The organism is Micromonospora andamanensis (assembly GCF_016863495.1).
In the GTDB taxonomy this organism is placed as follows: domain Bacteria; phylum Actinomycetota; class Actinomycetes; order Mycobacteriales; family Micromonosporaceae; genus Micromonospora; species Micromonospora andamanensis.
Genome location: NZ_BOOZ01000033.1, coordinates 1 through 26,160 on the forward strand (window position 1 = coordinate 1; position 26,160 = coordinate 26,160).

The 26,160-nt window shown below is 72.4% G+C and carries 28 protein-coding genes; 12 read left to right on the top strand and 16 right to left on the bottom strand.

The window, feature by feature from the left end; all coding sequences use genetic code 11:
- The 4 genes from Van01_RS23315 to Van01_RS23330 form a co-directional block, all read left to right on the top strand.
- The coding region (locus tag Van01_RS23315) for a lanthionine synthetase LanC family protein (RefSeq protein WP_204011500.1) at nucleotides 1-1,379 on the top strand (1,379 nt) is incomplete at its 5' end.
- A 5-nt stretch (nucleotides 1,380-1,384) separates the two neighbouring features.
- Nucleotides 1,385-1,504, top strand: a complete 120-nt coding sequence (locus Van01_RS23320) for a SapB/AmfS family lanthipeptide (RefSeq protein WP_093405935.1) — start codon at nucleotides 1,385-1,387, stop codon at nucleotides 1,502-1,504.
- A gap of 72 nt (nucleotides 1,505-1,576) precedes the next feature.
- A complete protein-coding gene (locus Van01_RS23325) occupies nucleotides 1,577-3,307 on the top strand; it encodes an ATP-binding cassette domain-containing protein (RefSeq protein WP_204011502.1) in 1,731 nt (576 codons plus the stop codon).
- The gene (locus Van01_RS23330; RefSeq protein WP_204011505.1) at nucleotides 3,304-5,088 is read left to right on the top strand and encodes an ATP-binding cassette domain-containing protein; all 1,785 of its coding nucleotides are present in this window, start codon (nucleotides 3,304-3,306) and stop codon (nucleotides 5,086-5,088) included. Before Van01_RS23325 ends, Van01_RS23330 begins: the two co-directional genes overlap by 4 nt.
- A gap of 27 nt (nucleotides 5,089-5,115) precedes the next feature.
- On the opposite strand, the gene Van01_RS23335 is transcribed toward Van01_RS23330, so the two are convergent.
- The 7 genes from Van01_RS23335 to Van01_RS23365 all read right to left on the bottom strand — a co-directional run bounded on the left by Van01_RS23335 (nucleotide 5,116) and on the right by Van01_RS23365 (nucleotide 11,062).
- Nucleotides 5,116-5,712, bottom strand: coding sequence for a response regulator transcription factor (locus Van01_RS23335; RefSeq protein WP_239099246.1), 597 nt, complete (start codon nucleotides 5,710-5,712; stop codon nucleotides 5,116-5,118).
- A 103-nt stretch (nucleotides 5,713-5,815) separates the two neighbouring features.
- The gene (locus Van01_RS23340) at nucleotides 5,816-6,421 is read right to left on the bottom strand and encodes a response regulator transcription factor (protein ID WP_239099247.1); all 606 of its coding nucleotides are present in this window, start codon (nucleotides 6,419-6,421) and stop codon (nucleotides 5,816-5,818) included.
- 193 nt (nucleotides 6,422-6,614) lie between these two features.
- The gene (locus Van01_RS23345) at nucleotides 6,615-7,910 is read right to left on the bottom strand and encodes a hypothetical protein (RefSeq protein WP_204011508.1); all 1,296 of its coding nucleotides are present in this window, start codon (nucleotides 7,908-7,910) and stop codon (nucleotides 6,615-6,617) included.
- Between the two features lie 339 nt (nucleotides 7,911-8,249).
- Nucleotides 8,250-9,200 (bottom strand): twin-arginine translocase subunit TatC, encoded by a 951-nt coding sequence (gene tatC, locus Van01_RS23350; protein ID WP_204011511.1) that lies wholly within the window; start codon nucleotides 9,198-9,200, stop codon nucleotides 8,250-8,252.
- Nucleotides 9,201-9,218: 18 nt separating this feature from the next.
- On the bottom strand, nucleotides 9,219-9,512 hold the full coding sequence (gene tatA, locus Van01_RS23355) for a Sec-independent protein translocase subunit TatA (protein WP_204011513.1): 294 nt from the start codon (nucleotides 9,510-9,512) through the stop codon (nucleotides 9,219-9,221).
- Between the two features lie 250 nt (nucleotides 9,513-9,762).
- Complete coding sequence (locus Van01_RS23360) at nucleotides 9,763-10,011, bottom strand: hypothetical protein (RefSeq protein WP_204011523.1); 249 nt, start codon at nucleotides 10,009-10,011, stop codon at nucleotides 9,763-9,765.
- A 10-nt stretch (nucleotides 10,012-10,021) separates the two neighbouring features.
- Complete coding sequence (locus Van01_RS23365) at nucleotides 10,022-11,062, bottom strand: helix-turn-helix transcriptional regulator (protein ID WP_204011524.1); 1,041 nt, start codon at nucleotides 11,060-11,062, stop codon at nucleotides 10,022-10,024.
- Between the two features lie 185 nt (nucleotides 11,063-11,247).
- Here Van01_RS23365 and Van01_RS23370 point away from each other — a divergent pair, with 185 nt between their 5' ends.
- Entirely contained in the window at nucleotides 11,248-12,534 is a 1,287-nt protein-coding gene (locus Van01_RS23370) for an IS110 family transposase (RefSeq protein ID WP_204011528.1), read from the top strand.
- 23 nt (nucleotides 12,535-12,557) lie between these two features.
- Here the strand turns inward: Van01_RS23370 and Van01_RS23375 are convergent, their stop codons facing one another.
- Nucleotides 12,558-13,547, bottom strand: coding sequence for a helix-turn-helix transcriptional regulator (locus tag Van01_RS23375; protein ID WP_204011534.1), 990 nt, complete (start codon nucleotides 13,545-13,547; stop codon nucleotides 12,558-12,560).
- A gap of 207 nt (nucleotides 13,548-13,754) precedes the next feature.
- On the opposite strand from Van01_RS23375, the gene Van01_RS23380 reads away from it, so the two are divergent.
- Nucleotides 13,755-14,867, top strand: coding sequence for a DUF3866 family protein (locus tag Van01_RS23380; protein WP_204011536.1), 1,113 nt, complete (start codon nucleotides 13,755-13,757; stop codon nucleotides 14,865-14,867).
- Nucleotides 14,868-14,943: 76 nt separating this feature from the next.
- Here Van01_RS23380 and Van01_RS23385 read toward each other — a convergent pair whose 3' ends face one another.
- The 4 genes from Van01_RS23385 to rfbA are packed head-to-tail and all read right to left on the bottom strand — an operon-like array spanning nucleotide 14,944 to nucleotide 18,124.
- Nucleotides 14,944-15,129: a hypothetical protein gene (locus Van01_RS23385; RefSeq protein ID WP_204011538.1), complete on the bottom strand. Its 186-nt coding sequence runs from the start codon at nucleotides 15,127-15,129 to the stop codon at nucleotides 14,944-14,946.
- Nucleotides 15,130-15,182: 53 nt separating this feature from the next.
- Entirely contained in the window at nucleotides 15,183-16,541 is a 1,359-nt protein-coding gene (gene pafA, locus Van01_RS23390) for a Pup--protein ligase (RefSeq protein WP_204011541.1), read from the bottom strand.
- Nucleotides 16,542-16,598: 57 nt separating this feature from the next.
- Complete coding sequence (locus Van01_RS23395) at nucleotides 16,599-17,216, bottom strand: dTDP-4-dehydrorhamnose 3,5-epimerase family protein (RefSeq protein ID WP_204011544.1); 618 nt, start codon at nucleotides 17,214-17,216, stop codon at nucleotides 16,599-16,601.
- Nucleotides 17,213-18,124 (bottom strand): glucose-1-phosphate thymidylyltransferase RfbA, encoded by a 912-nt coding sequence (gene rfbA / locus Van01_RS23400; RefSeq protein WP_204011547.1) that lies wholly within the window; start codon nucleotides 18,122-18,124, stop codon nucleotides 17,213-17,215. Before rfbA ends, Van01_RS23395 begins: the two co-directional genes overlap by 4 nt.
- A gap of 73 nt (nucleotides 18,125-18,197) precedes the next feature.
- Here rfbA and rfbB point away from each other — a divergent pair, with 73 nt between their 5' ends.
- The 6 genes from rfbB to Van01_RS23430 are packed head-to-tail and all read left to right on the top strand — an operon-like array spanning nucleotide 18,198 to nucleotide 23,492.
- A complete protein-coding gene (gene rfbB / locus Van01_RS23405) occupies nucleotides 18,198-19,196 on the top strand; it encodes a dTDP-glucose 4,6-dehydratase (protein ID WP_204011550.1) in 999 nt (332 codons plus the stop codon).
- Nucleotides 19,193-20,077, top strand: coding sequence for a dTDP-4-dehydrorhamnose reductase (gene rfbD, locus Van01_RS23410; RefSeq protein ID WP_204011553.1), 885 nt, complete (start codon nucleotides 19,193-19,195; stop codon nucleotides 20,075-20,077). The genes rfbB and rfbD overlap by 4 nt, the downstream gene beginning before the upstream one ends.
- Complete coding sequence (locus Van01_RS23415) at nucleotides 20,074-20,472, top strand: DUF2304 domain-containing protein (protein WP_204011556.1); 399 nt, start codon at nucleotides 20,074-20,076, stop codon at nucleotides 20,470-20,472. Before rfbD ends, Van01_RS23415 begins: the two co-directional genes overlap by 4 nt.
- Nucleotides 20,465-21,166: a glycosyltransferase family 2 protein gene (locus Van01_RS23420; RefSeq protein ID WP_204011559.1), complete on the top strand. Its 702-nt coding sequence runs from the start codon at nucleotides 20,465-20,467 to the stop codon at nucleotides 21,164-21,166. The genes Van01_RS23415 and Van01_RS23420 overlap by 8 nt, the downstream gene beginning before the upstream one ends.
- Complete coding sequence (locus tag Van01_RS23425; protein ID WP_204011561.1) at nucleotides 21,163-22,467, top strand: lipopolysaccharide biosynthesis protein; 1,305 nt, start codon at nucleotides 21,163-21,165, stop codon at nucleotides 22,465-22,467. The genes Van01_RS23420 and Van01_RS23425 overlap by 4 nt, the downstream gene beginning before the upstream one ends.
- Nucleotides 22,464-23,492 (top strand): glycosyltransferase family 2 protein, encoded by a 1,029-nt coding sequence (locus Van01_RS23430; protein ID WP_204011563.1) that lies wholly within the window; start codon nucleotides 22,464-22,466, stop codon nucleotides 23,490-23,492. Before Van01_RS23425 ends, Van01_RS23430 begins: the two co-directional genes overlap by 4 nt.
- Nucleotides 23,493-23,613: 121 nt before the next feature.
- Here the strand turns inward: Van01_RS23430 and prcA are convergent, their stop codons facing one another.
- The 4 genes from prcA to Van01_RS23450 form a co-directional block, all read right to left on the bottom strand.
- A complete protein-coding gene (gene prcA / locus Van01_RS23435) occupies nucleotides 23,614-24,447 on the bottom strand; it encodes a proteasome subunit alpha (protein ID WP_204011568.1) in 834 nt (277 codons plus the stop codon).
- Between the two features lie 61 nt (nucleotides 24,448-24,508).
- Nucleotides 24,509-25,348: a proteasome subunit beta gene (prcB, locus tag Van01_RS23440; protein WP_204011572.1), complete on the bottom strand. Its 840-nt coding sequence runs from the start codon at nucleotides 25,346-25,348 to the stop codon at nucleotides 24,509-24,511.
- Nucleotides 25,267-25,746, bottom strand: a complete 480-nt coding sequence (locus tag Van01_RS23445) for an endonuclease VII domain-containing protein (protein WP_239099248.1) — start codon at nucleotides 25,744-25,746, stop codon at nucleotides 25,267-25,269. The genes prcB and Van01_RS23445 overlap by 82 nt, the downstream gene beginning before the upstream one ends.
- Before the next feature lie 197 nt (nucleotides 25,747-25,943).
- Nucleotides 25,944-26,159 (bottom strand): ubiquitin-like protein Pup, encoded by a 216-nt coding sequence (locus Van01_RS23450; RefSeq protein ID WP_204011578.1) that lies wholly within the window; start codon nucleotides 26,157-26,159, stop codon nucleotides 25,944-25,946.
- Nucleotide 26,160 lies beyond the last annotated feature (1 nt).

Below are 26,160 nucleotides of genomic sequence, written 5' to 3' on the forward strand. Positions count from 1 at the left end.
GGGGACGCACCGGCGTGGCGGTCGACCACTATGCCCTTGCCTGCCTGCGGCTGGCCCTGTTCCTGCCGCTGACCCAGCTGGTGCGCCTCGTCCCGGCGAAGGCGGCACACCTGGCCGACATCATCGCCGACACCTTCCCGGTGCCGAGGGACTTCCTCGACGCGGCGGTAGCGGAGATCACCGGCCCGGACACCCGGCCCGGCGACCGCGTCCCATCCACCGCCGAGGTGCCAGCCGAAGACCGGGACGGGCTCGCCCGCGCCATTCTGGCCAGCGCCACACCCGCCCGCACCGACAGGTTGTTCCCCGGCGACATCGAACAGTTCCGCAGCGGCGGGTTCAACCTCGCCCACGGCGCCGCCGGCGTGCTCTACGCGCTGCACCGCAGCGGCGCCGGCCGATGGCCGGAACACGAGCAGTGGCTGGTCCGCCAGGCCACCGCACCCCCGGCGGGCACCCGGTGCGGCTTCTACGACGGCCTGCACGGCGTCGCGTACGCCCTGGAGGTGCTCGGTCGCCGGCAGGACGCGCTCGACGTGCTCGACATCTGCCTCCGCGAGTCGACCACCGGGCTGGACCACAGCCTGGCCGGCGGACTGGCGGGAATCGCCCTCAACCTGGCCGAGCTGGGTGGGCGTACCGGGGAACCAGCGCTGCGGGACGCGGCCTGGCAGGTCACCGGAGAGCTGGTGGACCGGCTCGCCGACGACCCCGACGGCGAGGTCAGCGGCGGCCGGCAAACGTACGCCGGGCTGCTGCGCGGCCGAACCGGAGCGGCGCTGCTGCTGGTGCGCCTGTACGAGCTGACCGGCGACCCGGGACTGCTCGACCACGCCGCCACCGCGCTGCGGCAGGATCTGCGCCGCTGCGTGGTACGCCCCGACGGCGCGCTGGAGGTCAACGAGGGCTGGCGGACCATGCCCTACCTCGGGCAGGGCAGCGTCGGTATCGGCCTCGTCCTCGACCAGTACCTGCGCCACCGGCACGACGAGCAGTTCGCCGAGGCGAGCGCCGGTGTGCGCCGCGCCGCCCGGTCACCGTTCTACGCGCAGTCCGGACTTTTCGCCGGGCGGGCCGGCATCATCGTCTACCTCGCCGCCCAGCCCGACGATCCGCAGCTACGCCACGAGCTGGACGGGCAGATCCGGCGGCTGGGCTGGCACGCGCTGCCGTACCGGGACGGCACGGCCTTCCCCGGCGAGCAGTTGCTGCGGATGTCCATGGACCTCGCCACCGGCACCGCGGGCGTCCTGCTGGCGCTGGCCACCGCCCAGCCCGACGGCCCGACCGCCCTGCCCTTCCTCGCGCCCCTCACCGGCGCACCAGACTCCCCCGCCACGGCGGGGGCGACCCTGACCCCGACGCCCGATAGGAGGTGAACGACATGGCGCTTCTCGACCTTCAGGGACTGGAGGCGGCTCCGGCCGACCGGACCGGCGGTGGTAGCCGGGCGAGCCTGCTGCTCTGCGGCGACAGCTCGCTGTCCGTCACGACCTGCAACTGACGGATCGCACCACGCGAGGCCCTGGACGGTGATCTGACCGTCCAGGGCCACGCCGTATGAGCGGGAGGACCGATGCGAACGCTTGCCGGCGAGGACCGCCTGCTGTTGCGGGTGGTTCGCGACGGTGGCGGCTGGACCGCGATGCTCGTGGTGGTGGCGCTGGCCGGGGCCGCCGCCGAGCTGGCGCTGCCGGCGGTGCTGGGGCTGGCGGTGGACGCCGCAGTCGGTGGGGACGCCTCCCCCCGGTGGCCGGTGGTCGCCTGCATCCTGGTCGTCACCCTGCTGGTCACCGACGTGCTCGGTGACCTCGCCAGCGGCTACGGTGCCGCCCGAGCCACCGCCCGGCTCCGCCGGCGGCTGCTGCGACACCTCTTCGCGCTGGACGTGCGGACCGTCCGCCGCTATCCGGTAGGTGACCTGGTCGGCCGGCTCGCCGGGCAGGCCGCCGACGCCGGGCAGGCCGGCACCGCCGTGGCGCTGGGTGGGATCGCGGTCCTGCCCCCGCTGGGCAGCGTGGGGGCTCTGCTCCTGCTGGAACCCGTCCTCGGGCTCACCCTCCTCACCGGTCTGGCCGTGCTGACCGTGCTCATGGCCACCTTCGTCACCGACGCCTCGGCCGCCGTCACCGGGTACCAGCGGGTGCTCGGGACGATCGCCGGGCGGCTCCAGGAGGCGCTCGGCGGGTCCCGCACCATCGCCGCGGCCGGCACCACCGACGCCGAGTGCGCCCGGGTGCTGGCGCCGCTGCCGCAGCTACGCGGCCACGGCCGGCTCGGCTGGCGGCTGCTGGCCCGGGCCAACGCCCGCGTCGCCGCCGTGGCGCCGCTGCTTCAGGTCGCTGTCGTCGCCGTCGGCGGATACGCGTTGACAGTCGGCTGGCTCACCCCCGGGCAACTCGTCGCCGCCGTCCAGTACGCCGCGCTCGGCGCCGGGCTGGGGGCGGTGCTGGCCACCCTCAACCGGCTGGTCCGCAGCCGGGCCGCGGCCCGCAGGATCGCCGAGCCGCTGTCGGCGAAGGCGCGGCCCGACGGCGTCGAACCGCTGCGGCCCGGCGTGGGCCACCTGCGGCTGCGCGGGGTCGGTGTCCGCGCCGACGACGACCGGCCGATCCTGGCCGCGATCGACCTGGACATCCCCGCCGGCAGCACGGTGGCCGTCGTCGGACGCTCCGGGGCCGGCAAGTCCGCCCTCGCCGCGGTGGCCGGCCGGTTGTACGACCCGGACACCGGTGAGGTGCTACTGGACGGGGTGCCACTGACCCGCCTCGACCCGGCCGCGATGCGTCGGGCGGTCGGGCACGCCTTCGACCGTCCGGTGCTTGTCGGCGAGACGGTGCACGACGCGATCGGCCTCGGCCTGCCCGAACGGTCGGCCCGGCCGCCGTCGACAGGCGCGCCGGCCACCGCGGCCGTGCTGGCCGCGGCCCGGGCCGCACAGGTCGACGGGGTCGTCAGCCGACTGCCCGACGGGTTCCGCACCCCGACCGTGGCGGCTCCGTTGTCCGGCGGAGAGGCGCAACGGATCGGGCTGGCCCGGGCGTTGCATGCCGAACGGCTGCTCATCCTCGACGACGCGATGTCCAGCCTGGACACCGCCACCGAACACCGGATCGCCCAGACGCTGACCAGCCCACAGGCGGGACGTACCCGCCTGGTGGTCACCCACCGGGTGGCCACGGCCGCCGCCGCCGACCTGGTCGCCTGGCTCGACGACGGTCGGCTGCGTGCGCTGGCACCGCACCGACGGCTCTGGGCGGACCCGGACTACCGGGCGGTGTTCGGCGGCGACGGGGTGCTCCGGTGAGTCGCCCCGACGTCGGCCGGACGACGTGGCGGGCGCTACGGGCCCGTCGCCGGGACGTCGGCCGGCTGTGCGCCTGGTCGCTCGTCGAGTCCCTGCCGGCGCTGCTCGCCGGGCTGGTCGTCGCCCGCGCTGTCGACCAGGGCTTCCTCGCCGGACGGTTCGCGGTTGGCCTGACCTGGCTGGCCGGACTCGCGGTGGCCGTCCTGGTCGGCGCGCTGGCCACCGGTCGGGTGTACCGGAGTCTGGGCGACCTGGTGGAACCGTTCCGCGACGAACTGGCCGGCCTGGTCGTCCACGGCGCGCTGCACGACGCCACCGGGGCCGGCGGTCGCCCGGACAGCGCCCCGGTGGCCCGCCTGACCCACCATGTGGAGATCGTCCGGGACACCTTCGGCGGCCTGGTCATGGTGGTGCGCGGCTTCCTGTTCACCGCCGGGGCGGCCCTGCTCGGCCTGCTGGCGCTGGACCCGACGGTAGCGGCGTTGGTTGCGGCTCCGCTGCTGGTGGGACTGGCCGTCTTCGCCGCCGCGCTCCCGGCGATGCTGACGCACCAGCGGGCCCAGGTGCGCGCCGGCGAGGCGCTCGGCCGGGCCACGGCGACCGCGCTCGCCGGTCACCGCGACGTGCTCGCCTGCGGCGCCGAGCAGCGTACGGTGGCCGGCGTCGACAGGCGGGTCAACGACCACGCCGCCGCCGAGCGGACGCTGGCCCGGATGTCCGCGCTGCGCAGCCTCAGCCTCGGGCTGGGCGGCTGGCTGCCGGTGGTGGTCCTGCTGCTCGCCGCGCCGTGGCTGGTGCGGCGCGGGCTGAGCACCGGCGCGGTGCTCGGCGCACTTGTCTACGTCACCACCAGCCTGCAACCCGCACTGCACGCTCTGGTGCAGGGGCTGGGTGGCGGAGGGCTCCGGTACGCCGTCACCCTGGAACGGATCCTGCGTACCTGCCGCCCCCCTTCGCACAGCGGCTCCGCGGCCAGGCCCACCCCGGAACCGGCCGGTGACTGCCCGGCGGTTCGGGTGGCCAACCTGACCTTCCGGTACGGCCCCCGCGCCCGACCGATCTTGGCCGACTTCTCGATGGAACTGCCCGAGGGGGAACACCTCGCGGTGGTGGGGCCCAGCGGCACCGGCAAGTCCACCCTGGCCGCGCTGGTCGCCGGCCTGGTCCAGCCGGAACACGGAACTGTCCACCTCGCCGGTCGGCCGGTGGCCGCTGTCGCCCCCGCCGACCGGGCCGCACTGCGGGTGCTCGTGCCGCAGGAGGCGTACGTCTTCAGTGGCTCCCTGGCCGACAATCTCCGCTACCTGTCTCCGGACGCCGACGGCCCGGCCATCGAGACCGCCCTGGCCGTGCTCGGCGCCGCCCCCCTCGCCCGGCGACTGGGTGGCCTGGCCGCCCCTGTCGACCCGGCCACGCTCTCCGCCGGGGAGCGGCAACTGATCGCCGCGGTACGCGCCTATCTGGCCCCCGCCCCCCTGGTCATCCTGGACGAGGCCACCTGTCACCTGGATCCGACCCTGGAGGCGACAGTCGAGTGGGCCTTCGCCCGGCGACCCGGCACCCTTGTCGTCATCGCCCACCGGATCAGCTCCGCCGTCCGGGCCCGCCGGGTGCTGGTGTTCGACGAGGACGGTCCGATGGTGGGCGGCCATCAGGAGCTGCTCTCCCGCTCGCCCGCCTACCGTGACCTGGTGGGACACTGGGACGGTGTCCCGGCGGCGTCGCCCGGCCACGTCGACGCCGACCGTACCGCCGCCGGAGTTCGGTCGGGCCACGGCTGACCCGGGCGCGGGAACGTGCGCCGCCGGTCAGATCCAGCCCGCGTCGCGGGCCACCTGCACCGCCTCCACTCTGGTTCGGGCACCCGCCTTGCGGATGATCCGGCCGAGATGGTTGCGGACGGTGCCGGGTGCCAGACCGAGCGTCCCGGCCACCTCCGCGACCGGCGCGCCGCCCGCCGTCAGGCCGAGAATCTGCGCCTCACGTGGGGTGAGGGGGCTGTCCCGGTGCAGCGCCGCCAGCACCAGTTCCGGATCGACCACCGGCTGCCCGCGAGACAGCCGGCGGATCCCGTCGACCACCCGCTGCGGCGGCACGTCGCTACCGAGGATGCCGACGGTCCGGGAGGGGGTGAGCATCGTGTGCAGGCTGCCGGCCCGGCGCGGCTCGGCGAGCACCAGCAGCGGACAGGTGCCCGCCACCGGCAGCCCCTCGACGAGGTCCAGGTCGACCACTGCCACGTCCGGACGGCGCGTGCGGATCGTCCAGGTGACCACGTCGCCGCGATCGACCTCCGCCACCACGCTGATGTCGTCCTCCGCGGCGAGCACGAGGGAAAGGGCGCCACGGACCAGGGCACCATCGATAGCGAGCAGGGTACGGATCACCGTGGGCTCCCCGAGCATCGTCGGCTGCATCACAGACCGTCAGCATTCAAACACGGCCCGGCCGGTTTCGCCCGTCGAGGCCGCCGGTGCCCGGGCCGCTTGTCGGCGGCCCCGGCCACCGTCACATCCAGCCGTCGCGGCGGGCGAGCAGCACCGCCTCCATCCGGTTGCGGGCACCGGTCTTACGCATGATCGCCGACAGGTGGTTACGCACCGTGCCGTGCGCCAGGAACAGCCGACGGGCGATCTCCTTGAGCGGCAGCCCTTCTGCGGCCATCCGCAGCACCTCGGCCTCCCGGGGCGTCAGCGGACCCGTGGCGGGACGCAACGCCGTAGCGGCGGCGGCCACGTCGATGACCCGCTCCCCCGCCGCGAGCGCCCGTACGGACCGGACCAGCTCGTGCAGCGGCTCGTCCTTGCCGATCAACCCCTTCGCTCCGGCCGTCAGGGCCTCCTCCACCAGGCCCCGACCCCACCTGTCGCACAACGCCAGGACCGCTGTCGCGGGTGCCGTCTCGGTGATCTCGGTGATCACCTTCACCGGCTCGGGAGCGCCCGACGCCAGATCCACAAGCACCACGTCCGGCAGGTGCCGACGCACCATCCCGGGCAACTCGCCGAGCCCCGTCACCTCGGCGACGACCTCGACGTCCTCCTCACCGGCCAGTGCCGCGCACAACGCGCTGCGCAGCAGACCCATACTCTCGCCAATCACAACGCGGATCACCACGTAGCTCCGATCTCAGGTACGCACCGCGGCCACCTGCCGGTCCCCTGAACGGGACTGCGCAGGTCGACCACGCGCGAACGGACTGGGCCCGGCCCGTGACACGTCGACTGCGACGGTCCCGGGCACCCGTACGACCACGCCTGGCGACCAGCCGGGGTACTCCGGTGGCGCGGGCGGGTCAGGGACGGGCTCAGCCGGGTCGGGTGGCCACTCCAGGGAGGCGGCTCGCATGTCCACGAGGCGCAGGGATGTCAGGCCGGGCACTGGCGGTCGCGGGCATCCCACACCCGTCGAGGGTCAGCCCGCGCAGCGGTCCGGGACCGCTGTCGGCACCCCTGACACCGTCCCCACCGGGTTTCGGATTCGCGGGCCGGTGCGGGCCGCCGGTCTGCTTCGGCGTCGACCCGGACCCCGCACCTGCCGGGCCGGTCGAGGGCCGGTGCCAGCCGGACACCGCCACCCCGGTCAGGGGCGCGGCAGGCGACACGCCCACAAGCGATACGGTGGGCGCTGATTTCCCGGGCGACGGCGCGGCGGCCGGCGGATCCGGTGCCAGGGATCGGCCTGGCCCTGTCCCGTCCGCGACGTCCGGGGTCGGGGCGGTCGTCGGCATCCGAAGGATCGGTCGCACCACTGTGGACGACCCCGTACCGGGGCAGCCCGACAAGACGGGCAGCGCGGGGGTCACCAGGTCCACCACTCGGACGACAGGCGTCACCACCACATCCACACCTGACGACACAGCCGTGACGACAGTGCTCAACACCGGCCGCGCGACTGTCGTCGTCTGCCCGACGACTGTGGTCAGCACCGGCTGGGTGAGGGTCCCTGTCTGCGCGATGACGGCGTCCGCACCGGCCAGCGGCGCCGGGCCCGTCGCGGCCCGGGTCACCGCCGGCAGAGGTGGCAGGGGCGGCGGGGCCTGGGCCACCGCCGGCAGGGCCGGTAGGGCCTGGGTCAACGCCGGCAGGGGTGGCAGGTCAGCTTGCCGGTCGGGGGCCGGCGCCCGGTCGCCGACGACCGGTACGGTCGGTCGGGTCGGCACCGTCGGGACACGCCGGCCAGAACCGAGGCCCTCCTCGCCACTGTCGATCGGTGCACGGTCGGCCGGCGGTTCGTCAGCCGACGGCGATCTCGCGGTACGAGCGGTCACCGGGGTCGCCGGCCGGTCCCGGTCCGGTCGGCCGCTGCGCGCCACGGTCTGCTCCGCACCGCGCTCGTCGTCCGGCCGGCCGATACCCGGGGAGCCGCGTCGCGGGGCCCGGCCCTGATCGGACCGCCGAGCCTGGTCGGGCTGCCGGGCCTGCGGGCCGTCGACGAGCCCGGCGATCAGATCGTCGACGGGCGCGGTGGGCCGGACGCGTTCCGAGGCCCGCTGGCCCACCGACGGCCCCTCGCCGACGTCCGTCAGAGCCGTCGGCAGGTCGGCGATGTCCGCGCTGGCCGGGTCGCTCGACAGAGCACCGATGAGGAACCCGACGCCCACGGTGGCGGCTCCCAGGAGCGCGCAGCGGGCGAGGGCGGCACCCCACCGTGCCGCCGATGCGTCGGGCCCCCGCCGGGCGGCGGATGGACGGCGGAACATCGGACGGCGCACGGAGCCCCTCTCTCGCCAAGCACGTCGACACATCGTATTCAGTCGCTTACCCCGTCGCAGAGCGTGCAGAACCCGGTGACGGATTGCCGACTGTCCTGCTGACGGCAGCCCTGACGACCGCTAGCGGTGTGGCCGTACCGTGGCCGCCCACCCGCGACGGCCCACCAAAGCGACGAGCCTTCCATCACTGGAAGGCTCGTCGCGCTTGTCGGCGGGGGTCGGGCCGCGTCAGGTTATGTCGTCGTAGCGGCGGTCGATCGGAGCCGGCGCGTCGACAGGTGCGGGAGCATCGATCGGCGCGCTCGCGTCAACCCGCTGCCCCGCTTCGACCGGCTCGCGGTCGAACTCCAACGGAGACACCTCGTCGTCGGCGATCCCGGCGTAGACCTCCTTGCCGCGCCCGCGCCGCTTGTCGTTGAGGAAGGCGACACCCACCGCGGCGAAGTAGAGCGCGCACAGGCACAACGCCAGCGCGGTCATGCCGAACGGATCCGGCGTGGGGGTGACCACCGCCGCGAAGGCGAAGAAGGCGAAGACAGCGACCCGCCACCAGCCGAGCAGCCGCTTCGCGCTGGCGATGCCGACGAAGTTGAGCATCAGCACGATCAACGGAAACTCGAACGCCACACCGAACATCAAAATCAGGTTGGTGATGAACGATATGTAGCGGGTGATGTCGAGGGTGGTGTTGATGTCGTCGCCGGAGACCTGCAGGAGGAACTCCAGGCCCTTCGAGGCCACGAAGTAGGCCAGCACCGCGCCGGCCGCGAACAACGGCGCCGCCAGGGCGGTGAAGATGTACGCGTACCGACGCTCGTGCCGGTGCAGGCCCGGTGCGATGAAGGCCCAGAGCTGGTAGAGCCAGACCGGCGCGGCGAGGATCAGACCGACCCAGAGACCGATCTTCAGGTTGAGCAGGAAGAGGTCCGCCGGACCGAGCTGGACGAAGTTGCATCGGCCGTCGGCGAGCTGGCTGCCGGGCAGCTGACAGTACGGCTGGGACAGCAGCTCGCGTACCGGCCCGGCCAGCCAGATGCCGACGCCGAAGCCGACCAGAATGGCCAGCGACGCCTTGAACAGGCGGTTACGCAACTCGCGGACGTGCTCGATGAGGGTCATCGAGCCGTCGGCGGCCCGCTCGAAGTTGCTCGGTCCGCGCTTGCGGAGTCCGAAGGCCACGGTTACCGGACCCGGGGATCAGTTCTCGCGGACGCGCTGCACCGGGTCGGCGACCGGCTGCTGCACCGTGCCCTGGTAGGGCTGCTGCTGCGGCGGCGCCGACTGCTGCGGCGGGTACGGCTGGTAGCCGGCCTGCGCGTCGGCCTTGCCGGCGAGGTCGCGGTCGTCGTCGGCCAGGCTCTTCGTCTCGGCCTTGATGATGCGCAGCGAGCGACCGAGGGACCGGGCGGCGTCGGGGAGCCGCTTCGCGCCGAAGAGCAGAATCAGCACGACCACGAGTACGGCGATGTGCCACGGCTTGAGGGCACCCATGTGAAGCTCCAGTCGCTTGTGCCAACGGGGGTGTTCCGCAGCCCATCGTACGTGCGACGACGGCCGTTGCCACCCGCCGGGGCGGTGGGGGTTCGTCCCGGCGGGTGAAGTCTCGGCCAACCGCGCGTGTCCCGTCAACCGGGTGGCTGGATCATTCTGCGCGAAGTCGGCCCGCCGCGTGCAGCAGCACACACCGTACGGGCAGGAACGAAGCACCGCGCAGAGTTGCTCAGCCGGTAGGTGACGCGGCTCAGTCGCCTCGACGGGACCTGATCAGGGTGAGCCGCTGCTGGGTCGCCTCCAGCCGGCTCTGCAACCCCTCTGCCCGCTGCTGGAGGCTCTCCGCCGCCTCGCGCAGCGCCGTCGCCTCGTCGGCACGCCGCTGCAATGCCAGCGCCGCCCGGCGCAGCCGGGGCAGTCGCGCCAGCACGGGTCGTACCGCCAGCGCGAGCAGAACCAGGGGCACCAGCACCAGCGCGAGCACGATCCACTTCAGCACGGGGGCCAGCCTACTGCCTGTCGCCGGCCGTCGCCGGGTCCGCGCCGGCCGGCACCGGCTGCGCGTACGCCTCCAGGGCCGCCACCGCCGACTCGTGGACCTGCCCGGCCAGCTCGGCCGGCGCGACGACCTCGACATCCGGGCCGAGGCCGAGCACGAACCGGCGGGCCCAGCCGAGGTCGGTGACGCGCAACGACACCACCCACCGTTCACCGTCGGACTCGACCCGTTCACACGGGTAGTACTCGGTGATCCACCGTTCCCCCCGACCGATCCGCAGCGTGATCAGCGGCAGGTCGGGCGACGGCCGGAACGCCCCCTCGCGCAGGTCGTGCGGTTGCGCCTGCGGCGGTACGACGGCGGGCTCGGCCAGCTCGGTGACGGCGTCGATGCGGTCGGCCCGGAACAGCCGTACCGCCTCGGCGCGGCGGCACCACGCCTCCACGTACGTCCGGCCGCCGACCATCAACACCCGCAGCGGGTCGATGACCCGCTCGGTGGTCTCGTCGCGGGCGGCCGTGTAGTAGGTGATGCGCAGCGCGCGACCACCCTCCACCGCGGCCCGCAGCTGCTCCACCCGCCCGGTGTCGCCGGGCAGGCGCACCTCCACCGGAGCGGCGACCAGGTCACCGCCCGCGTCCTCGATCTTCGCCAGGGCCCGCTCGACCGCCTCCCGGTTGGCCACCCCGGGTGTCTCGGCGAGCATCCGCAACGCCACCACGAGCGCCAGCGCCTCGTCGGGGGTGAGCCGTAGCGGCCGGTCGATGCCCGCGTCGTAGGTGATGGTCACCCGGTCGCCGTCGAACGCCATGTCGATCAGGTCACCCGGACCGTACCCGGGCAGCCCGCAGACCCAGAGCAGCTCCAGGTCCTCGCGCAGCTGCCGTTCGGTGACACCCAGGTCACCGGCCGCCTCGGCGATCTCGATGCCGGGCCGGGCGAGCAGGTACGGCACCAGATTCAGCAGCCGGGCCAGCCGGTCGGCGGAGGCCCGGGAACCCGCGCGGGCGGCCGGACGGGTCGTGCCGCTGATGGCATTACCTTCGTTCATCAGAGGTCCCCTTCCGGGAACGCTTTGGCCGCTTGTCCCTTGAGGACTGATATGAGACGGCGTCCCGGGAGGGTGGCCTTGGAGGCCCGACGCCCACAAGGGTGTCGTCCCGCGAGGACTGGTCCATCAGCACGGCGCCGCGCCTTCGGTCTGTACGCACAGTCACGATGTGAAGGGGTGGTGCGATGCTGGGGGTCGGTATCGATTGGGCGGAGGAGTTCCATCTGGTCGCGGTGGGCCGTCCGGGTGAGGGTGTGGTCGAGGTGGCCCGGGTGGAACACACTCCGGCTGCGGTGGCGGCGCTGGTGGCGCGGATCGCCGGGTTGGAGCCGGACCCGGCCGAGGTGCGGGTGGTCATCGAGACCCGCCACGGGCTGCTGGTCGAGGCCTTGGTCGACGCCGGGTACACGGTGTTGCCGGTCAACCCGGACCTGGTGGCCCGCCGGCGTGGGCCGGCGCGTAAGAAGGACGACGCCGAGGATGCGCGGATCGCCTGCCTGCTCGCGTTGGACCAGTACACCGATCTGCGGGCCTTGATCCCGCACGGGGAACTGGCCGGAGAACTGCGCGCTATCGCCCGCGACGACATCCGGGCCTGCCGTGACGAACGCAGGTTGCTCAACCGGCTGCGCGCCGACCTGGCCGCGGTGTTTCCGGCCGCGCTGGCCATCGCCGGTGACGATCTGGGGAGCCCGGTGGTGCTCAAGCTGCTGCAACGCTGGCCCACCGCCGACGAGTTGGCCGCCGCCAGCCACGACGAGGTCGAGGCCCTCGCCCGGGCGGCCAAGCATGGTTGGCCGCACCGGCTCGCCGATCGGGTCACCCAGGCCCTGACCGGTGATCACTTCCAGCCCCGCGACTACCTCATCCGCGCCAAGGCCGACACCATCCGGCTGGCCTGCGCCCAGTTGTTGCTGCTGCGCGAGCAACGCCGCAGCTGGGAACGACGCATGGGCGAACTGCTGCTGGGCGACCGGCGTCGAGGACGCGCCAAACAGCCCGGTGATGACCGGGGGCCGGCGGTTCCTGGCGGCGAGATCTACCTCAGCTTTCCAGGGCTCGGAGATCGACTCGCCACCAGGATCGCCGGTGAAATCGGCGACGCGATCGGACAGTTCGCCACACCGAACGCGCTGCAATGCTACGCCGGCAAGGCCCCGGTCACCCGCCGCTCCGGCAAGAGCGAGCTCGTCGTCGCGTCCCGGCTGGCCTGCAACCGCTACCTCGCCGACGCCGTACAGCAGTGGGCCTTCACCAGCCTGCGCACCTCCGGCTGGGCCCGGGAGTTCTACGACACCCAACGTAGTCGAGGAAGAAAGCACCACGCCGCACTGCGAGCCCTCGGTAACCGCTGGCTCGAGGTCCTGTGGCACTGCCTGACCAAGAACACCCCCTACGACGAGAACGTCCACGTCGCCAACCGCAACCGCGCCCTCGGCCGGGTCAACCAGCCCTCGAAACTCGCTGCTTGACCCGGGGGTTGACAAAGGGTGTCTCATGGGACCACCGCCAGGGTGTCGTGTCGGGCGGCGATCTCCTTGAGCCGCTGGATGACCGCCTCGCGGACCTCGGGCGGGTCGACCACCCGCACGTCGGGTCCGTAGCCGACCAGGTGACCGGCCAACGAGCAGGCGTCGCCGTACGGCAGGACCAGCCGGTCCGCTTCCGACCCGGCGGTGACCTCCACCGCCCAGCGACGCAACCCGGCAGCCCGCCCCGGGGCGACGAGCACTGTCGCCCGGCCGGGCCGCTCGACCGGGCCGGACCAGCGGGCCACGTGGCTGATCAGGTCGACACCTGTCGGTGGCTGGTAGGCGCCCGGCTCACCGGTGACCCGTACCGGACCCACCACCCGCGACAGCCGGAAGCAGCGGGTGGCGTCGCGGTCCAGGTCGTGACCGACCACGTACCACCGGCCGCGCCAGCAGACCACGCCCCACGGTTGCAGCCGGCGCCGGGCCGGCGCGTCACGGTCCGGCACCCGGTAGTCGAAGCGGACCTCCCGCCGGTCGCGGGCGGCCGCGGTCAGTGGCGCGAACGCCGGATCGACAGTGACCATCGGCTCCAGCCCCAGGGTGGCCTGCGGGTCCACGTCCACGCCGGCTGCCCGCAACTTCGCCAGCCCCGACGAGGCGGCGGCGGCCAGGCCGGCGTGCTGCCACAGGCGGGCGGCGATACCCACCGCGGCTGCCTCGTCCGGCTGGAGGGGGATGTCGGGCAGCGCGTACTCCCGGCGGGCGATCCGGTACCCGGGCTCCGCGTCGAAGGCGCTCGCCGTCCCGGTCTCCAGTGGTACGCCGAGTTCCCGCAACTCAGCCTTGTCCCGCTCGAACTTGCGTTGGAAAGCCTCGTGCTCACGGGCGTCGTCCGGATCGTGCTCATATCCGGGTACGGTCGCGGCGATCTGCGCGGCGGTCAGGAACCGCCGCGTGGACAGCAGGCAGATCACCAGGTTGACCAGGCGTTCGGTGCGGCTGCGCGACACCCCGTAGACGCTAGCAGCCTCCACCCCACCCACAGGCACCCCACGCCCGCCCCCTGCTCCCCCACCCAACCCTTCTCGTCGATCATGCAGTTGTGGCTGTTCAATTGCCCTGGTTCGCAGCTTTTGACTACTGCCCAAACTGCATGATCGGCGGAAGCTACCCCGGTGGGTGGGGGTGCGGCGGGGGGTGGGGGTTAGCGTGCGGGGGTGGTGCGGTGGCGGGCGGGTGTGGTGGCGGGGGTGCGTCGGCGGTGGGCCGGGGCGGTGGAGCTGGACGTCGAGGTCGATGGCGGCGGCTCGATGCGGGCGTTGGCCTATCCGGCGCTCGTGGGTGAGCCGGAGGCGGGCGACCGGGTGCTGCTCAACGCCGGTGCGCTGCTGATGGGGCTGGGCACCGGTGGCTACGCCCTGGTGGTGGCGCTGCCGGACCGGCTGCCGCCGGATCCGCCGCAGGCCCTCGACTCGCGTGACGCGGGACATCTGGTCAAGGCCCGCTACACCCCGTTGCAGCCGATCCTGCTCGGCGTCGACGAGGAGGCGTCACCGCACCGGGAGGTGCTGGCCGCCGCCGACGACCTCGCCGGCCTGCCGGTGGTCACCGCCGACCTGCACTCCGCGCTGCCGGCGATCCTCGCCGGGGTCCGCGCCGACGCGCCCGCTGCACGGGTGGCGTACCTGCTCACCGACGGTGGAGCGTTGCCCGCCTGGTTCTCCCGTACCCTCGCCGGGCTGCGGGACGACCTGGTCGGCACGATAAGCGTCGGGCAGGCGTTCGGCGGTGACCTGGAGGCGTCGACGCTGCACAGCGGGCTGCTCGCCGCCCGGCACGTGCTCGACGCCGACATCGCGGTGGTGGCGCAGGGCCCGGGCAACCTCGGCACCGGCACCCGCTGGGGCTTCTCCGGAGTGGCCGTCGGCGAGGCGGTCAACGCCGTAGCCACCCTCGGCGGACGCCCGGTCGGCTCGCTGCGGATCTCCGCCGCCGACCCGCGACCCCGGCACCGTGGCGTGTCGCACCACAGCCTCACCGCGTACGGCCGGGTGGCGCTGGCCCGCGCGGAACTGGTGGTGCCGACGGAGCTGGACCCGACGCTGGCCGCCGAGGTCGACGCCGCGCTGCGACCGCTCGCCGAGCGGCACACGCTGGTGCGGGTGGAGACCACCGGGCTGGACGCGGCGCTCCGGGGCAGCCCGGTGCCGCTGTCGACGATGGGGCGCGGACTGGACGCCGACCACGCCTACTTCCTGGCCGCCGCCGCAGCCGGCCGGCACGCCGCCCGCCTGGCGGCGCAGCCGCCCCCGGCGCCGGCCGAGCGTTGACCGGGCCTCGCGGCGGCCGAGCGTTGACCGGGCCTCCGCTGCAACGCAGGCGGTGACAAGTGGCCTTCCGGGCAGCTCAGGCGAAGATGATCAGAGCGACCCAGGCGCCCACGATCAGCGCCAGGGCCAGCGCCAGCACCCAGGTGGGCACGGTGTACTCGCCGCGACGGTTGCGTTCGATCTCGGCGCGGACCTTGTCGCGGCGGCGTTCGATCCAGCCTTGCCGCTGGGCGCCCGGGGTGGGAGGTTCAGGAGGATTCATGACCGGACCAGCCTACCCGGGGCCGGCCTGTGGAACCGGCCCCGGTCGACCCGTCACATGCTGGCGATCAGCCGTTCCACCCGCTCGTCGTACGCCCGGAACGGGTCTTTGCAGAGCACCGTCCGCTGCGCCTGGTCGTTGAGCTTCAGGTGCACCCAGTCGACGGTGAAGTCCCGTCGCTTCTCCTGGGCGTGCCGGATGAACTCGCCGCGCAGCCGGGCCCGGGTGGTCTGCGGGGGCGTTTCCTTCGCCTCGAAGATCTCCGGATCGGTGGCCACCCGGTCCACGTCGCCGCGCCGCTCCAGCAGCGCGTAGAGCCCGCGACCCCGGCGCAGGTCGTGGTACGCCAGGTCCATCTGCGCCACCCGGGGATGGGACAGCGGCAGGTCGTGCTTGCGCTGGTAACGCTCGATCAGCCGCAGCTTGGTCACCCAGTCGATCTCCCGGGAGACCGGCTCCAGGTCGCCGGTCTCCACCGCCCGCAACACCCGGCCCCACAGCTCGACCACCCGCTTGGCGGTCTGGTCACCGCCCCGGCGCTCGACGAACTCGGTCGCCTTGGCGAGGTACTCCTGCTGGATCTCCAGGGCGCTCACCTCCTTGCCCGAGGCCAGCCGCACCTTCCGCCGCCCGGTGATGTCGTGCGACACCTCCCGGATCGCCCGGATCGGGTTCTCCAGGGTGAGGTCGCGCATCACCACGCCACCCTCGATCATCCGCAGCACGATGTCGGCGGTGCCGACCTTCAGCAGCGTGGTGACCTCGTTCATGTTGGAGTCACCGACGATGACGTGCAGCCGGCGGTACCGTTCCGCGTCGGCGTGCGGCTCGTCCCGGGTGTTGATGATCGGGCGGCTGCGGGTGGTCGCCGAGGAGACGCCCTCCCAGATGTGCTCGGCGCGCTGGGACAGGCAGTAGACCGCCCCGCGCGGCGTCTGCAACACCTTGCCGGCGCCGCAGATCAGCTGCCGGGTGACCAGGAACGGGATCAGTACGTCGGCCAGCCGACCGAACTCACCGTGCCGGGAGACCAGGTAGTTCTCGTGGCAGCCGTAGGAGTTGCCGGCCGAGTCCGTGTTGTTCTTGAACAGGTAGATCTCACCGGCGATGCCCTCGTCGTGCAGCCGCTTCTCCGCGTCGATGAGCAGCCCTTCCAGGATCCGCTCGCCGGCACGGTCGTGGGCGACCAGGTCGACCACCGAGTCGCACTCCGGGGTGGCGTACTCGGGGTGCGAGCCGACATCCAGGTAGAGCCGTGCGCCGTTACGCAGGAAGACGTTGCTCGACCGGCCCCAGGACACCACCCGGCGGAAAAGGTAGCGGGCCACCTCGTCAGGGGACAGCCGCCGCTGTCCGCGGTAGGTACAGGTGACGCCGTACTCGGTCTCCAGACCGAAGATTCGCCGTTCCATGATGAGACATTAGCCGTACGGAGGCCCTGTTCGTCACTGTCGGGGCACGTGCCGGTCTCACTCGTCGGTGGGATCCGTCGTGGCCGCCAACGTCGCGACGTACCGCTGACACGCGTCGTACTCGGGGAGCAGCCCCGCCGCCCGGGCCTGCGCCAGGGTGGGCGCGGCGGCGTCGCGGGCGGACAGTTGCGGCACGCCGGCCGGCCAGTCGATGCCCAGTTCCTCGTCCAGCGGATGCACGGCGTGCTCCGCCGACGGGTTGTAGGTGGTCGAGCAGAGGTAGGTCAGGGTGGCGTCGTCGGTCAACGCGCAGAACCCGTGGCCGAGCCCCTCGGCCAGGTAGACCGCGCGCCTGTCGACGTCGTCCAGGCGCACCCCGTCCCACCTACCGAAGGTGGGCGAGCCGACCCGCAGGTCGACGACCACGTCGAGCACCGCCCCCCGGACGCAGGTGATGTACTTGGCCTGCCCCGGCGGTACGTCGGCGAAGTGGATCCCGCGCACCACGTTCCGGGCCGAGACGGACAGGTTGCCCTGCGCGAGCCTCAGCGGATGCCCGACCGCCTCGCCCAGGCGGTCGAAGCGGTACCACTCCAGGAACAGTCCACGCGGATCGCCGTGCTGCTGCGGGGTGATCTCCCAGGCGCCCTCGACGCTCAACGGCCGCAACTTCACCGGGCCGCCCCCGCCCCGCCGGACTCGCCTGTCGGCTCCTGCCGCCCACCGGCGAGCAGGTCGAGCAGGTAGTCGCCGTAGCCACTCCTGGTCAACGGCTCGGCCAGGGCGCGCAACTGTGCGTCGTCGATCAGGCCGGCCCGCCAGGCGGCCTCCTCCACGCAGCCGATCTTCATGCCCTGCCGTTCCTCGATCACCCGGACGAACTCGGCGGCCTGCATCAGCGAGGTGAAGGTGCCGGTGTCCAGCCAGGCGGTCCCCCGGTCCAGCACGGTGACCGACAACTCACCCCACTGCCGGTACGCCTCGTTCACCGCGGTGATCTCCAGCTCCCCCCGGGCGCTGGGGGTGAGCCCCCGGGCGATCTCCACCACCCGGTTGTCGTAGAAGTACAGGCCGGGCACCGCGTACCGCGACGTCGGCCGCTGCGGCTTCTCCTCGATCGCCAGCACCCGACCGTCGGCGTCGAAGTGCACCACGCCGTACGCCTGTGGGTTGGCCACCGGATAGGCGAAGATCCGCCCGCCCACCGGGTCACCTGCCGCAGCCAGCTGTCGACCGAGGCCCACCCCGTGGAAGATGTTGTCGCCGAGGATCAGCGCCACCGACTCGTCACCGATGAAGTCCGCGCCGAGCACGAACGCCTGCGCGATGCCCTCCGGGCGGGGCTGGGCGACGTACTCCAACCGGAGCCCGAACTGACCGCCGTCGCCGAGCAACCGCTGGAACTGCCCCTGCTCCTCCGGCGTGGTGATCACCAGGATCTCGTGTATCCCGGCCATCACCAGGGTGGAGAGGGGGTAGTAGATCATCGGCTTGTCGAAGACCGGCATCAGCTGCTTCGACACCGCCCGGGTGATCGGCCACAGCCGGGAACCGGTGCCACCGGCGAGCAGGATTCCACGCATCCGGAGGAGACTACCGGCAACAGCGCCTCGCCTACCCTGCGGAAGTGGCCGTTTCGCGTAGACTTCCGGACCCGTGAGGATTCTGGTCACCGGCGGCGCCGGCTTCATCGGTTCGGAGTACGTCCGGACGCTGCTCGGCGTCCCCGGCGGCAGCGCGGCGGGCGTACCGGCCCTGAACCCGGCCCAGGTCACAGTGCTCGACGCGCTCACCTACTCCGGCAACCTGGCCAATCTCGCACCGGTGGCCGACGACCCCCGGCTGCGGTTCGTGCAGGGTGACATCCGTCACCCCGACGTGGTCGACAAGGCCGTTGCGGGGCATGACGTGGTGGTGCACTTCGCCGCCGAGTCCCACGTCGACAGGTCGATCGCCGGTGCCGCGCCCTTCGTCACCACGAACGTCCTCGGCACCCAGAATCTGCTCGACGCCGCGCTCCGGCACCGCGTCGACAGGTTCGTGCACGTCTCCACCGACGAGGTCTACGGCTCCATCGCCGAAGGCTCCTGGACCGAGACCTGGCCGCTGGCGCCCAACTCGCCCTACTCGGCGTCGAAGGCCGGCTCCGACCTGCTCGCCCTGGCCTACCGCCGCACCCACGGCCTCGACGTGGTGGTGACCCGCTGCTCCAACAACTACGGGCCCTACCAGTACCCGGAGAAGGTCGTCCCGCTGTTCGTCACGAACCTCCTCGACGGACACACAGTCCCGCTATACGGCGACGGCGGCAACGTGCGTGACTGGCTGCACGTGCACGACCACTGCCGGGGCATCGCCCTCGTCCAGGACAAGGGCCGTCCCGGTGAGGTCTACCACATCGGTGGTGGCACCGAACTGACGAACAAGGAACTGACCGCCCGGCTCCTGGACGCCTGCGAAGCCGGCTGGGACCGGGTGACACCTGTCGCCGACCGCAAGGGACACGACCGCCGCTACTCGCTCGACATCAGCAAGATCAGCAAGGAGCTCGGGTACGCCCCCAGCATCACCCTCGACACCGGTCTCGCCGACACCGTCCGCTGGTACCGGGACAACCGCGCCTGGTGGGAACCGCTCAAGGCGGCCACCGCATGAGATTCCTGGTGACCGGAGCCGGCGGAATGCTCGGACGTGACCTCGTCGACGTGCTCGGCACCCGACCGGAACACCGGGTCACCCCCGCCACCCGCGCCGAGCTGGACATCACCGACGCCACCGCCGTACACGCCGCCGTCGACGGCCACGACGTGGTGGTCAACACCGCTGCCTGGACCGACGTCGACGGTGCCGAGGCACACGAGTCGGCCGCCACCGCCGTCAACGGCGACGCCGTCGTCCATCTCGCCACCGCGTGCGCCGCACACGGTGCCCGCCTGCTGCACCTGTCCACCGACTACGTCTTCGACGGCACCGCCACCGCCCCCTACCCCGAGGACGCGCCGACCGCCCCACTCAACGCGTACGGTCGCGGCAAGCTCGTCGGGGAACAGGCAGTGACCCGGCTGTTGCCCGACACCGGATACGTGGTGCGTACCGCCTGGCTCTACGGCCGCCACGGCCGCAACTTCGTCACCACGATGCTGGACCTGGCCGACCGCCGCGACACCCTCGACGTCGTCGACGACCAGCGGGGCCAGCCGACCTGGTCCCACGCCCTGGCCCGCCACCTGGTGATGCTCGCCGAGGCCGCCCACGCCGGACACGCCGCGCCCGGGATCTACCACGGCACCTGCTCCGGCGAGGCCACCTGGTACGACCTGGCCCGCGCGGTCTTCGCCCGACACGGGCTCGACCCGGAACGGATCCGGCCCACCACCAGTGCCCGGTTTGTGCGACCCGCCCGCAGGCCGACGTACAGTGTGCTAGGGCACGGCCGGTGGGCCCGGGCCGGGTTGCCGCCCCTGCCGGACTGGCACGCCACCCTGGCCGACGCGTTCGCCCCCGCCGCTCCACCCTCCCCGTGGAAGGTCGTATGAAGCTCACCCTGGTCACCGGCCTGACCGGTCTGGTCCTGCTGGCCACGATCGTCGAGCTGCTGCGCCGCCGGCAACTGCGCGAGAAGTACGGCATGCTCTGGCTCGGCCTGCTGTTCGTGGTGATCCCGCTGTCACTGTTCCCCCGGCTGCTCGACGGTGTCGCCGATCTGCTCGGCGTCGCCTCCGGCGTCAGCCTGGTGCTCTTCCTCGGCATCGTCTTCCTGCTGCTGGTCTGCATCCACCTCAGCTGGGAGGTGAGCGCGCTGGAGGAGGAGACCCGCACCCTCGCCGAGGAGTTCGCCCTGCTCCGCGCCGAAGTCGAAGCCGACCGGATGGAACGGGCGGAGTGGGCCCGGCACCCGGACCGGACGGAGATGGTGTCTCGCGATGGTTAACGGCAAACGACTGCTGATCATCATTCCGGCGCTCAACGAAGCCGCCTCCATCGGCGATGTGGTCGGCGAGATCCGCGGCGAACTGCCCGGGGTGGACGTGCTCGTCGTCGACGACGGCTCCACCGACCACACCGCCGCCGTCGCCGCCGCCGCCGGTGCCCGCGTCGCCCGACTGCCGTACAACCTCGGCGTCGGTGGGGCCATGCGGCTCGGCTACCGCTACGCCCACGACCACGACTACGACCTCGCGGTGCAGGTCGACGCCGACGGGCAGCACGACCCCCGGTACGTGCCGAAGCTTGTCGACCTGCTCGACGACTACGACCTGGTCATCGGCGCCCGCTTCGCCGGCGAGGGCGAATACACCGTACGCGGCCCCCGCCGCTGGGCGATGGGCATGCTGTCGGTGGTGCTGTCCGGCCTCGCCGGCGCCACGCTCACCGACACCACCTCAGGTTTCCGGGCCGCCAACCGACGGATGATCGACATGTTCGCCCGCTGGTACCCGGTCGAGTACCTCGGCGACACCGTCGAGACGCTCGTGCACGCCGCCCGCCGCGGCTACCGGATCCAGCAGGTCCCGGTCGCCATGCGCCGCCGGATGGCCGGCACACCCAGCCACTCCCCCGCCAAGGCGATGATCTACCTCGGCCGGGCCCTGGCCGTCCTCACCCTCGCCCTCATCCGCCGGTGACCGGCCGCCTGCTCCGCCTCGTACCGCCCGGCACCATCCCCGTCGGCATCGGCCTGGCCGTGGTCGGACTGGCCGCCTACGTCCACCTCGCCCTGGCCGGACACAACCTCGACGCCGCCGACTACTCCTCGCTGTCGGTGCTTTGGTCCGTCGTCTTCACCCTCGGCATCGGCGTGTTCTTCCCCGTCGAACAGGAGGTCGCCCGCCTCGTCGCGGCCCGGCGCACCCGCGGGCTGCCACCCGGGCCGGTACTGGCCCGCGGCGCCGCCGTCGCCGCCATCGTGCTCGGCCTGCTCCTCCTGCTCACCATCGGCACCGCCGACCTCCTCACCGACCGGCTCTTCGACGGCGACCCCACGATGGTGCCCGCCCTGGGCGGCGCGCTGGCCGCACTGGCCGTCGCACACACCACCCGTGGGGTGCTCTCCGGCCTGCGCCGCTTCGGCTGGTACGGCACCCAGCTCGGCCTCGACGGCGGGCTGCGCATCGGCCTGGTCGCCGCCCTCGCCGTCACCGGCGTCGACTCCCCCGTGGCCTACGCGCTGGTGCTCGTCGTGGCACCACTGGCGGCCGTGGCGCTGACCGCCGTACCCGTCGCCCGGACGATCGGCCGAGGACCGGCGGTCCCCTGGCCGCCCCTGATCCGCGGACTCACCCTGCTCACCATCTCCAGCCTGCTCGCCCAGGTGGTGGTGAACGTCGGCGTGATCAACGTACGGCTGCTCGACCCGACCGACGTCGCCACCGCCGGCGCGCTGCTCTCCGCGCTGGTGCTGGTCCGCATACCGCTGTTCGTCTTCGGCTCGATGCAGGCCGCGCTGCTGCCCGGCCTCTCCACCGCCGCCGCCACCGGCGACGAGCCAGCCTTCCGCGCCCTGCTACGCCGATCCCTGGCCGTCGTCACCGCCCTCGGGGCCCTCGGCGGCATCCTCGCCGCACTACTCGGCCCGTGGCTCGTGCGGGCCCTCTTCGACACCCCCGACGTACTCGGCCACGGCGACTTCGCCTGGCTCTCGGTGGCCACGCTGGCGTACCTGTGGGCGATGGTGCTCGGTCAGGCGCTGCTGGCCCGCGACCGGCACCACGCCCAGGCCCTGGCCTGGACCGTCGGCGTCGCCGCGCTCGCCGTCGCGACCCTGCCCCCACTGCCGGTCGCACTGCGCGTCGAACTCGGCTACACCGTCGGGTCGGTGGTGGCCGCAGCCGTCATGCTCGCCCTGCTGCGCCGCCGCCGGACGCCCCCGCCCGCCCCACCGGCCGCCGCCCCGATACCCGCCACCACAAGCGGAGGAGCCCCATGAGACCGCCAAGCGTCACCGCCGTGATGCTCGCCTACGGTGCCGAGCCCTGGCTTGTCGACGCCGCCCGGGCCGTACTGGCCAGCACCGGTGTCGACGTCGAACTGGTGGTGGTCGACAACGGCTGCACCGGCGACGGCATCGACGTGGTGAAGGGGCTGCCCGGCGTACGGGTCATCCGGCCGGAAGCGAACACCGGCTACTCCGGCGGCTGCAACCTCGGCGCCGCCGAGGCCACCGGCGACTGGCTGGCCTTCGTCAACTCCGACGCCATCGTGGCGCCCGACGCCCTCGACAAGGTCGTCGCGGTGGCCGCCGAGCCGGGCGTCGGCGCCGCCATGGCCTCCATCCGACTCGCCCACGACCCCGAGCTGATCAACACCTCGGGCAACCCGCTGCACTTCACCGGGCTGTCCTGGGCCGGCGGCAACGGCGAGCCGGCCAGCGCCCACGCCCGACGCACCGTGGTGCCGTCGCTGAGCGGCTGCTGCTTCGTCATCAGCCGCCGCCGCTGGGCGGAACTCGACGGCTTCCCCGACGAGTACTTCGCCTACCACGAGGACACCGAACTCAGCCTGCGGCTGTGGCAGCGTGGCCTCCGCCTGGAGTACGTGCCCGACGCCGTGGTCCTGCACCACTACGAGTTCTCCCGCAACGACCTCAAGCTCTACCTGGTCGAACGCAACCGCCTGATCACCCTGCTCACCGCGTACCAGGGCCGGACGCTGGCGTTGCTGGCCCCGATGCTGCTACTCACCGAGGCCGCCATGCTCGCCGCCGCGCTGGCCGGCGGCTGGGGACCCCAGAAGACCCGTGGCTGGGCCTGGCTGTGGCGGCACCGCGACTGGCTACGCGCCCGGCGACGACGCCTCCAGGCCGAACGCACAGTCGGCGACGGCACCCTGGCCGACCTGATGACCGCCCGGGTCGCCCCGTCGAACGTGGCCGCACCACCCGGGATGGGCGCATTCAACGCGGTCGCCGCTGCCTGGTGGGCACTCGCGCGGCCACTGCTCGCCCGCGACTGAGCCGCCCGAACCCGCACACCGTACGTCGGCCGTCGACAGCCGCGAGCCCAACGACGCGGCGCCCGGCCGGTCGAAACCGTCCGGGCGCCGCCCCTACCGGACCGCGGCCCGGAAACGTGACTCAGGTGTCGGACTTGTCGCCCGGCTTGTCCTCCAGGTCAGCGGAACCGGCCGAGGTGGTCGGCTTGTGCCCCTCCTCCGTCGGCGTGGTCGGGGTCTGCGCCCGGTCACCCTCCGCCGCCGACTCGCCGGCCGCGTCGCCGTCCAGCAGCGCCGTCAACGCCGCACCGGTGATCCGCCGGAAGGTACGGCCCACCCGGTGGCGATCCAGGACGGCGACCTCCAACTGGTTGGCGGCGATCGTACGGGCGGCACCGCCCTCGCCACCGACGCTGCCCAGCGCCTGCACCGCCACCTTCACCGCCTCGCCGAGTGACATGTCCGGCCGGTGGTTCGCCTTGAGCACCCCGGAGATCGCCTCGGCCTGACCACCCATCGCCATCCGGCCCGGCTCGTCGGTGACCGAACCGTCGTAGGTGTTCCGGTAGAGCGAATCGTCATCGGGGGTGGCGCCCACCTCGGCCACACAGATCTCCACCTCGAACGGCTTCGACTGCTCGGTGAAGATGGCGCCGAGGATCTGCGCGTACGAGTTGGCCAACGCCAGCCCGGTGACGTCCCGCCGGTCGTAGCTCAGACCGTTGAGGTCCGCCATCCGCACCCCGGCCCGGCGCAGGTTCTCGAACTCGTTGTACCTGCCGACGGCGGCGAACCCGATCCGGTCGTAGATCTCACTGACCTTGTGCAGCGCACTGGAAAGATTCTCGGCAACGAACAGCACCCCACCGGCGTAGCTCAGGACCACCGCGCTGCGCCCCCGGGCGATGCCCTTGCGGGCCAACTCGGAACGGTCGCGCATGATCTGTTCGGGCGAGGCGTAGAACTGCATGGCCACGGCGGCGGCTCTCCTTCGGGCGCGGTACTCGGGAAACGGGGATCAGCTGCGGGCGGGCGGCTCAGCCACCCGGATTCTCCATCCGGCCGGCGACCACACTCTCCGCGATCGTCGAGGTCTCCGCGTCGGTCAACCGGTGCGTGCCCTCCGCCGTCGCGGTCATCACCACCGGGTAGATCCGCCGCGTCAGGTCAGGACCGCCGGTCGCGGTGTCGTCGTCGGCGGCGTCGTAGAGCGCCTCCACCGCCAACCGCACCGCGTCGTCGACGGACAGCCCGGTCCGGTACCGCTTCTTCAGCGCCGACTTGGCGAACAGCGAACCCGAGCCGATCGCGTCGTAGCCGGTCTCCTCGTACGGGCCGCCGGTGACGTCGAAGCTGAAGATCCGGCCGGCCCGCGTCGGATCACTTGCCGCCAGGTCGAAGCCGGCGAAGAGCGGAACCACCGCCAGACCCTGCATCGCCGCACCCAGATTGCCGCGAATCATCGAGGCGAGCCGGTTCGCCTTGCCGTCGAGCGAGAGCATCGCGCCCTCGATCTTCTCGTAGTGCTCCAGCTCCACCTGGAACAGCCGCATCAGTTCGATGCCGACACCTGCGGTGCCGGCGATGCCCACAAGCGAGTACGCGTCGGCGGGGTGCACCTTCTCGATGTCCCGCTGGGCGATCAGATTGCCCATGGTGGCCCGCCGGTCACCGGCCATCACGACACCATCGGCGGCAGCGATGGCCACGATCGTGGTGGCGTGCGGGGCCAGATCGGCGGCCATGCCGGGGGGCAGCGCCCGTCGGCCCGGCAGCATCTCGGGGGCCGCCTTGCTCAGGAATGCCGTGAAGGAGGACGTCCCCGCGTTGGTGAACACATCTGGAAGACGCCCGGATGGATCAAAACCCGCTGCCACGTGGTTCCTCTCAGGTACGTGATGGCCCTGGCCAGCCTCGTCGGACTGTCACGGAACTGGCCAAGACCACCGTTGCAGTTGAAGCAGAGTATCCCGCGCACCCGTCCGGTGCGATGATCGTGGTCCACATGTTCCGGATCGGGGACACCGCAGACCGCGCAGACCCCACCCTGCTCGGCCAGCAGCTCGTCGAACTCCCGCTGCCCGATGCCGTACCGCCGCCGCAGGTGATACTCGCGGTTGCCGCCGTACAGCCGTTGGGCGGTCTCCTTACCCCGTGCGTTGTGGCAGGGCTTGCAGTAACTGTGCCGTCCGCTGGCCTTCCGAGTGGTGCTCGGGAAGTCGCCCAACGGCTTGATCTGCTCGCAGTCCGGGCACCACTTCAGACCCTGGCCCACAGGAGTTGCCGGCCTCCGTGCGGGGGCGATGCCACGCTTGCGGCGGCTGGCCTCCGAGCGGGCTGTCGCACACGCCTTGCAGTAGTAGGCGCGACCGTCGACCCGACGGCTGTTGCGGTGAAACTCTGTGAGGGGCAGCGTGCGTTGGCACTGTGGGCAAATCTTGTCCGACTCGGTAGGCAAATCGGACATATGCCTCATTGACCCCCTTTTTGGACATATCCCCTCACGAACTCCTCGGCGTTTTCTTCGAGGACGGAGTCGATCTCGTCGAGCAGGTCGTCGACGTCCTCGGTGATCTCGGCGTGCCGCTCGGCGACCTCCGGGTTCGCCTCGACTGTGACGTCCTCGACCTCTTCGCCCTGACGGGACTTGTCCGACTGCGACTGACCGCCGCTGTCACGAGTGGCCATC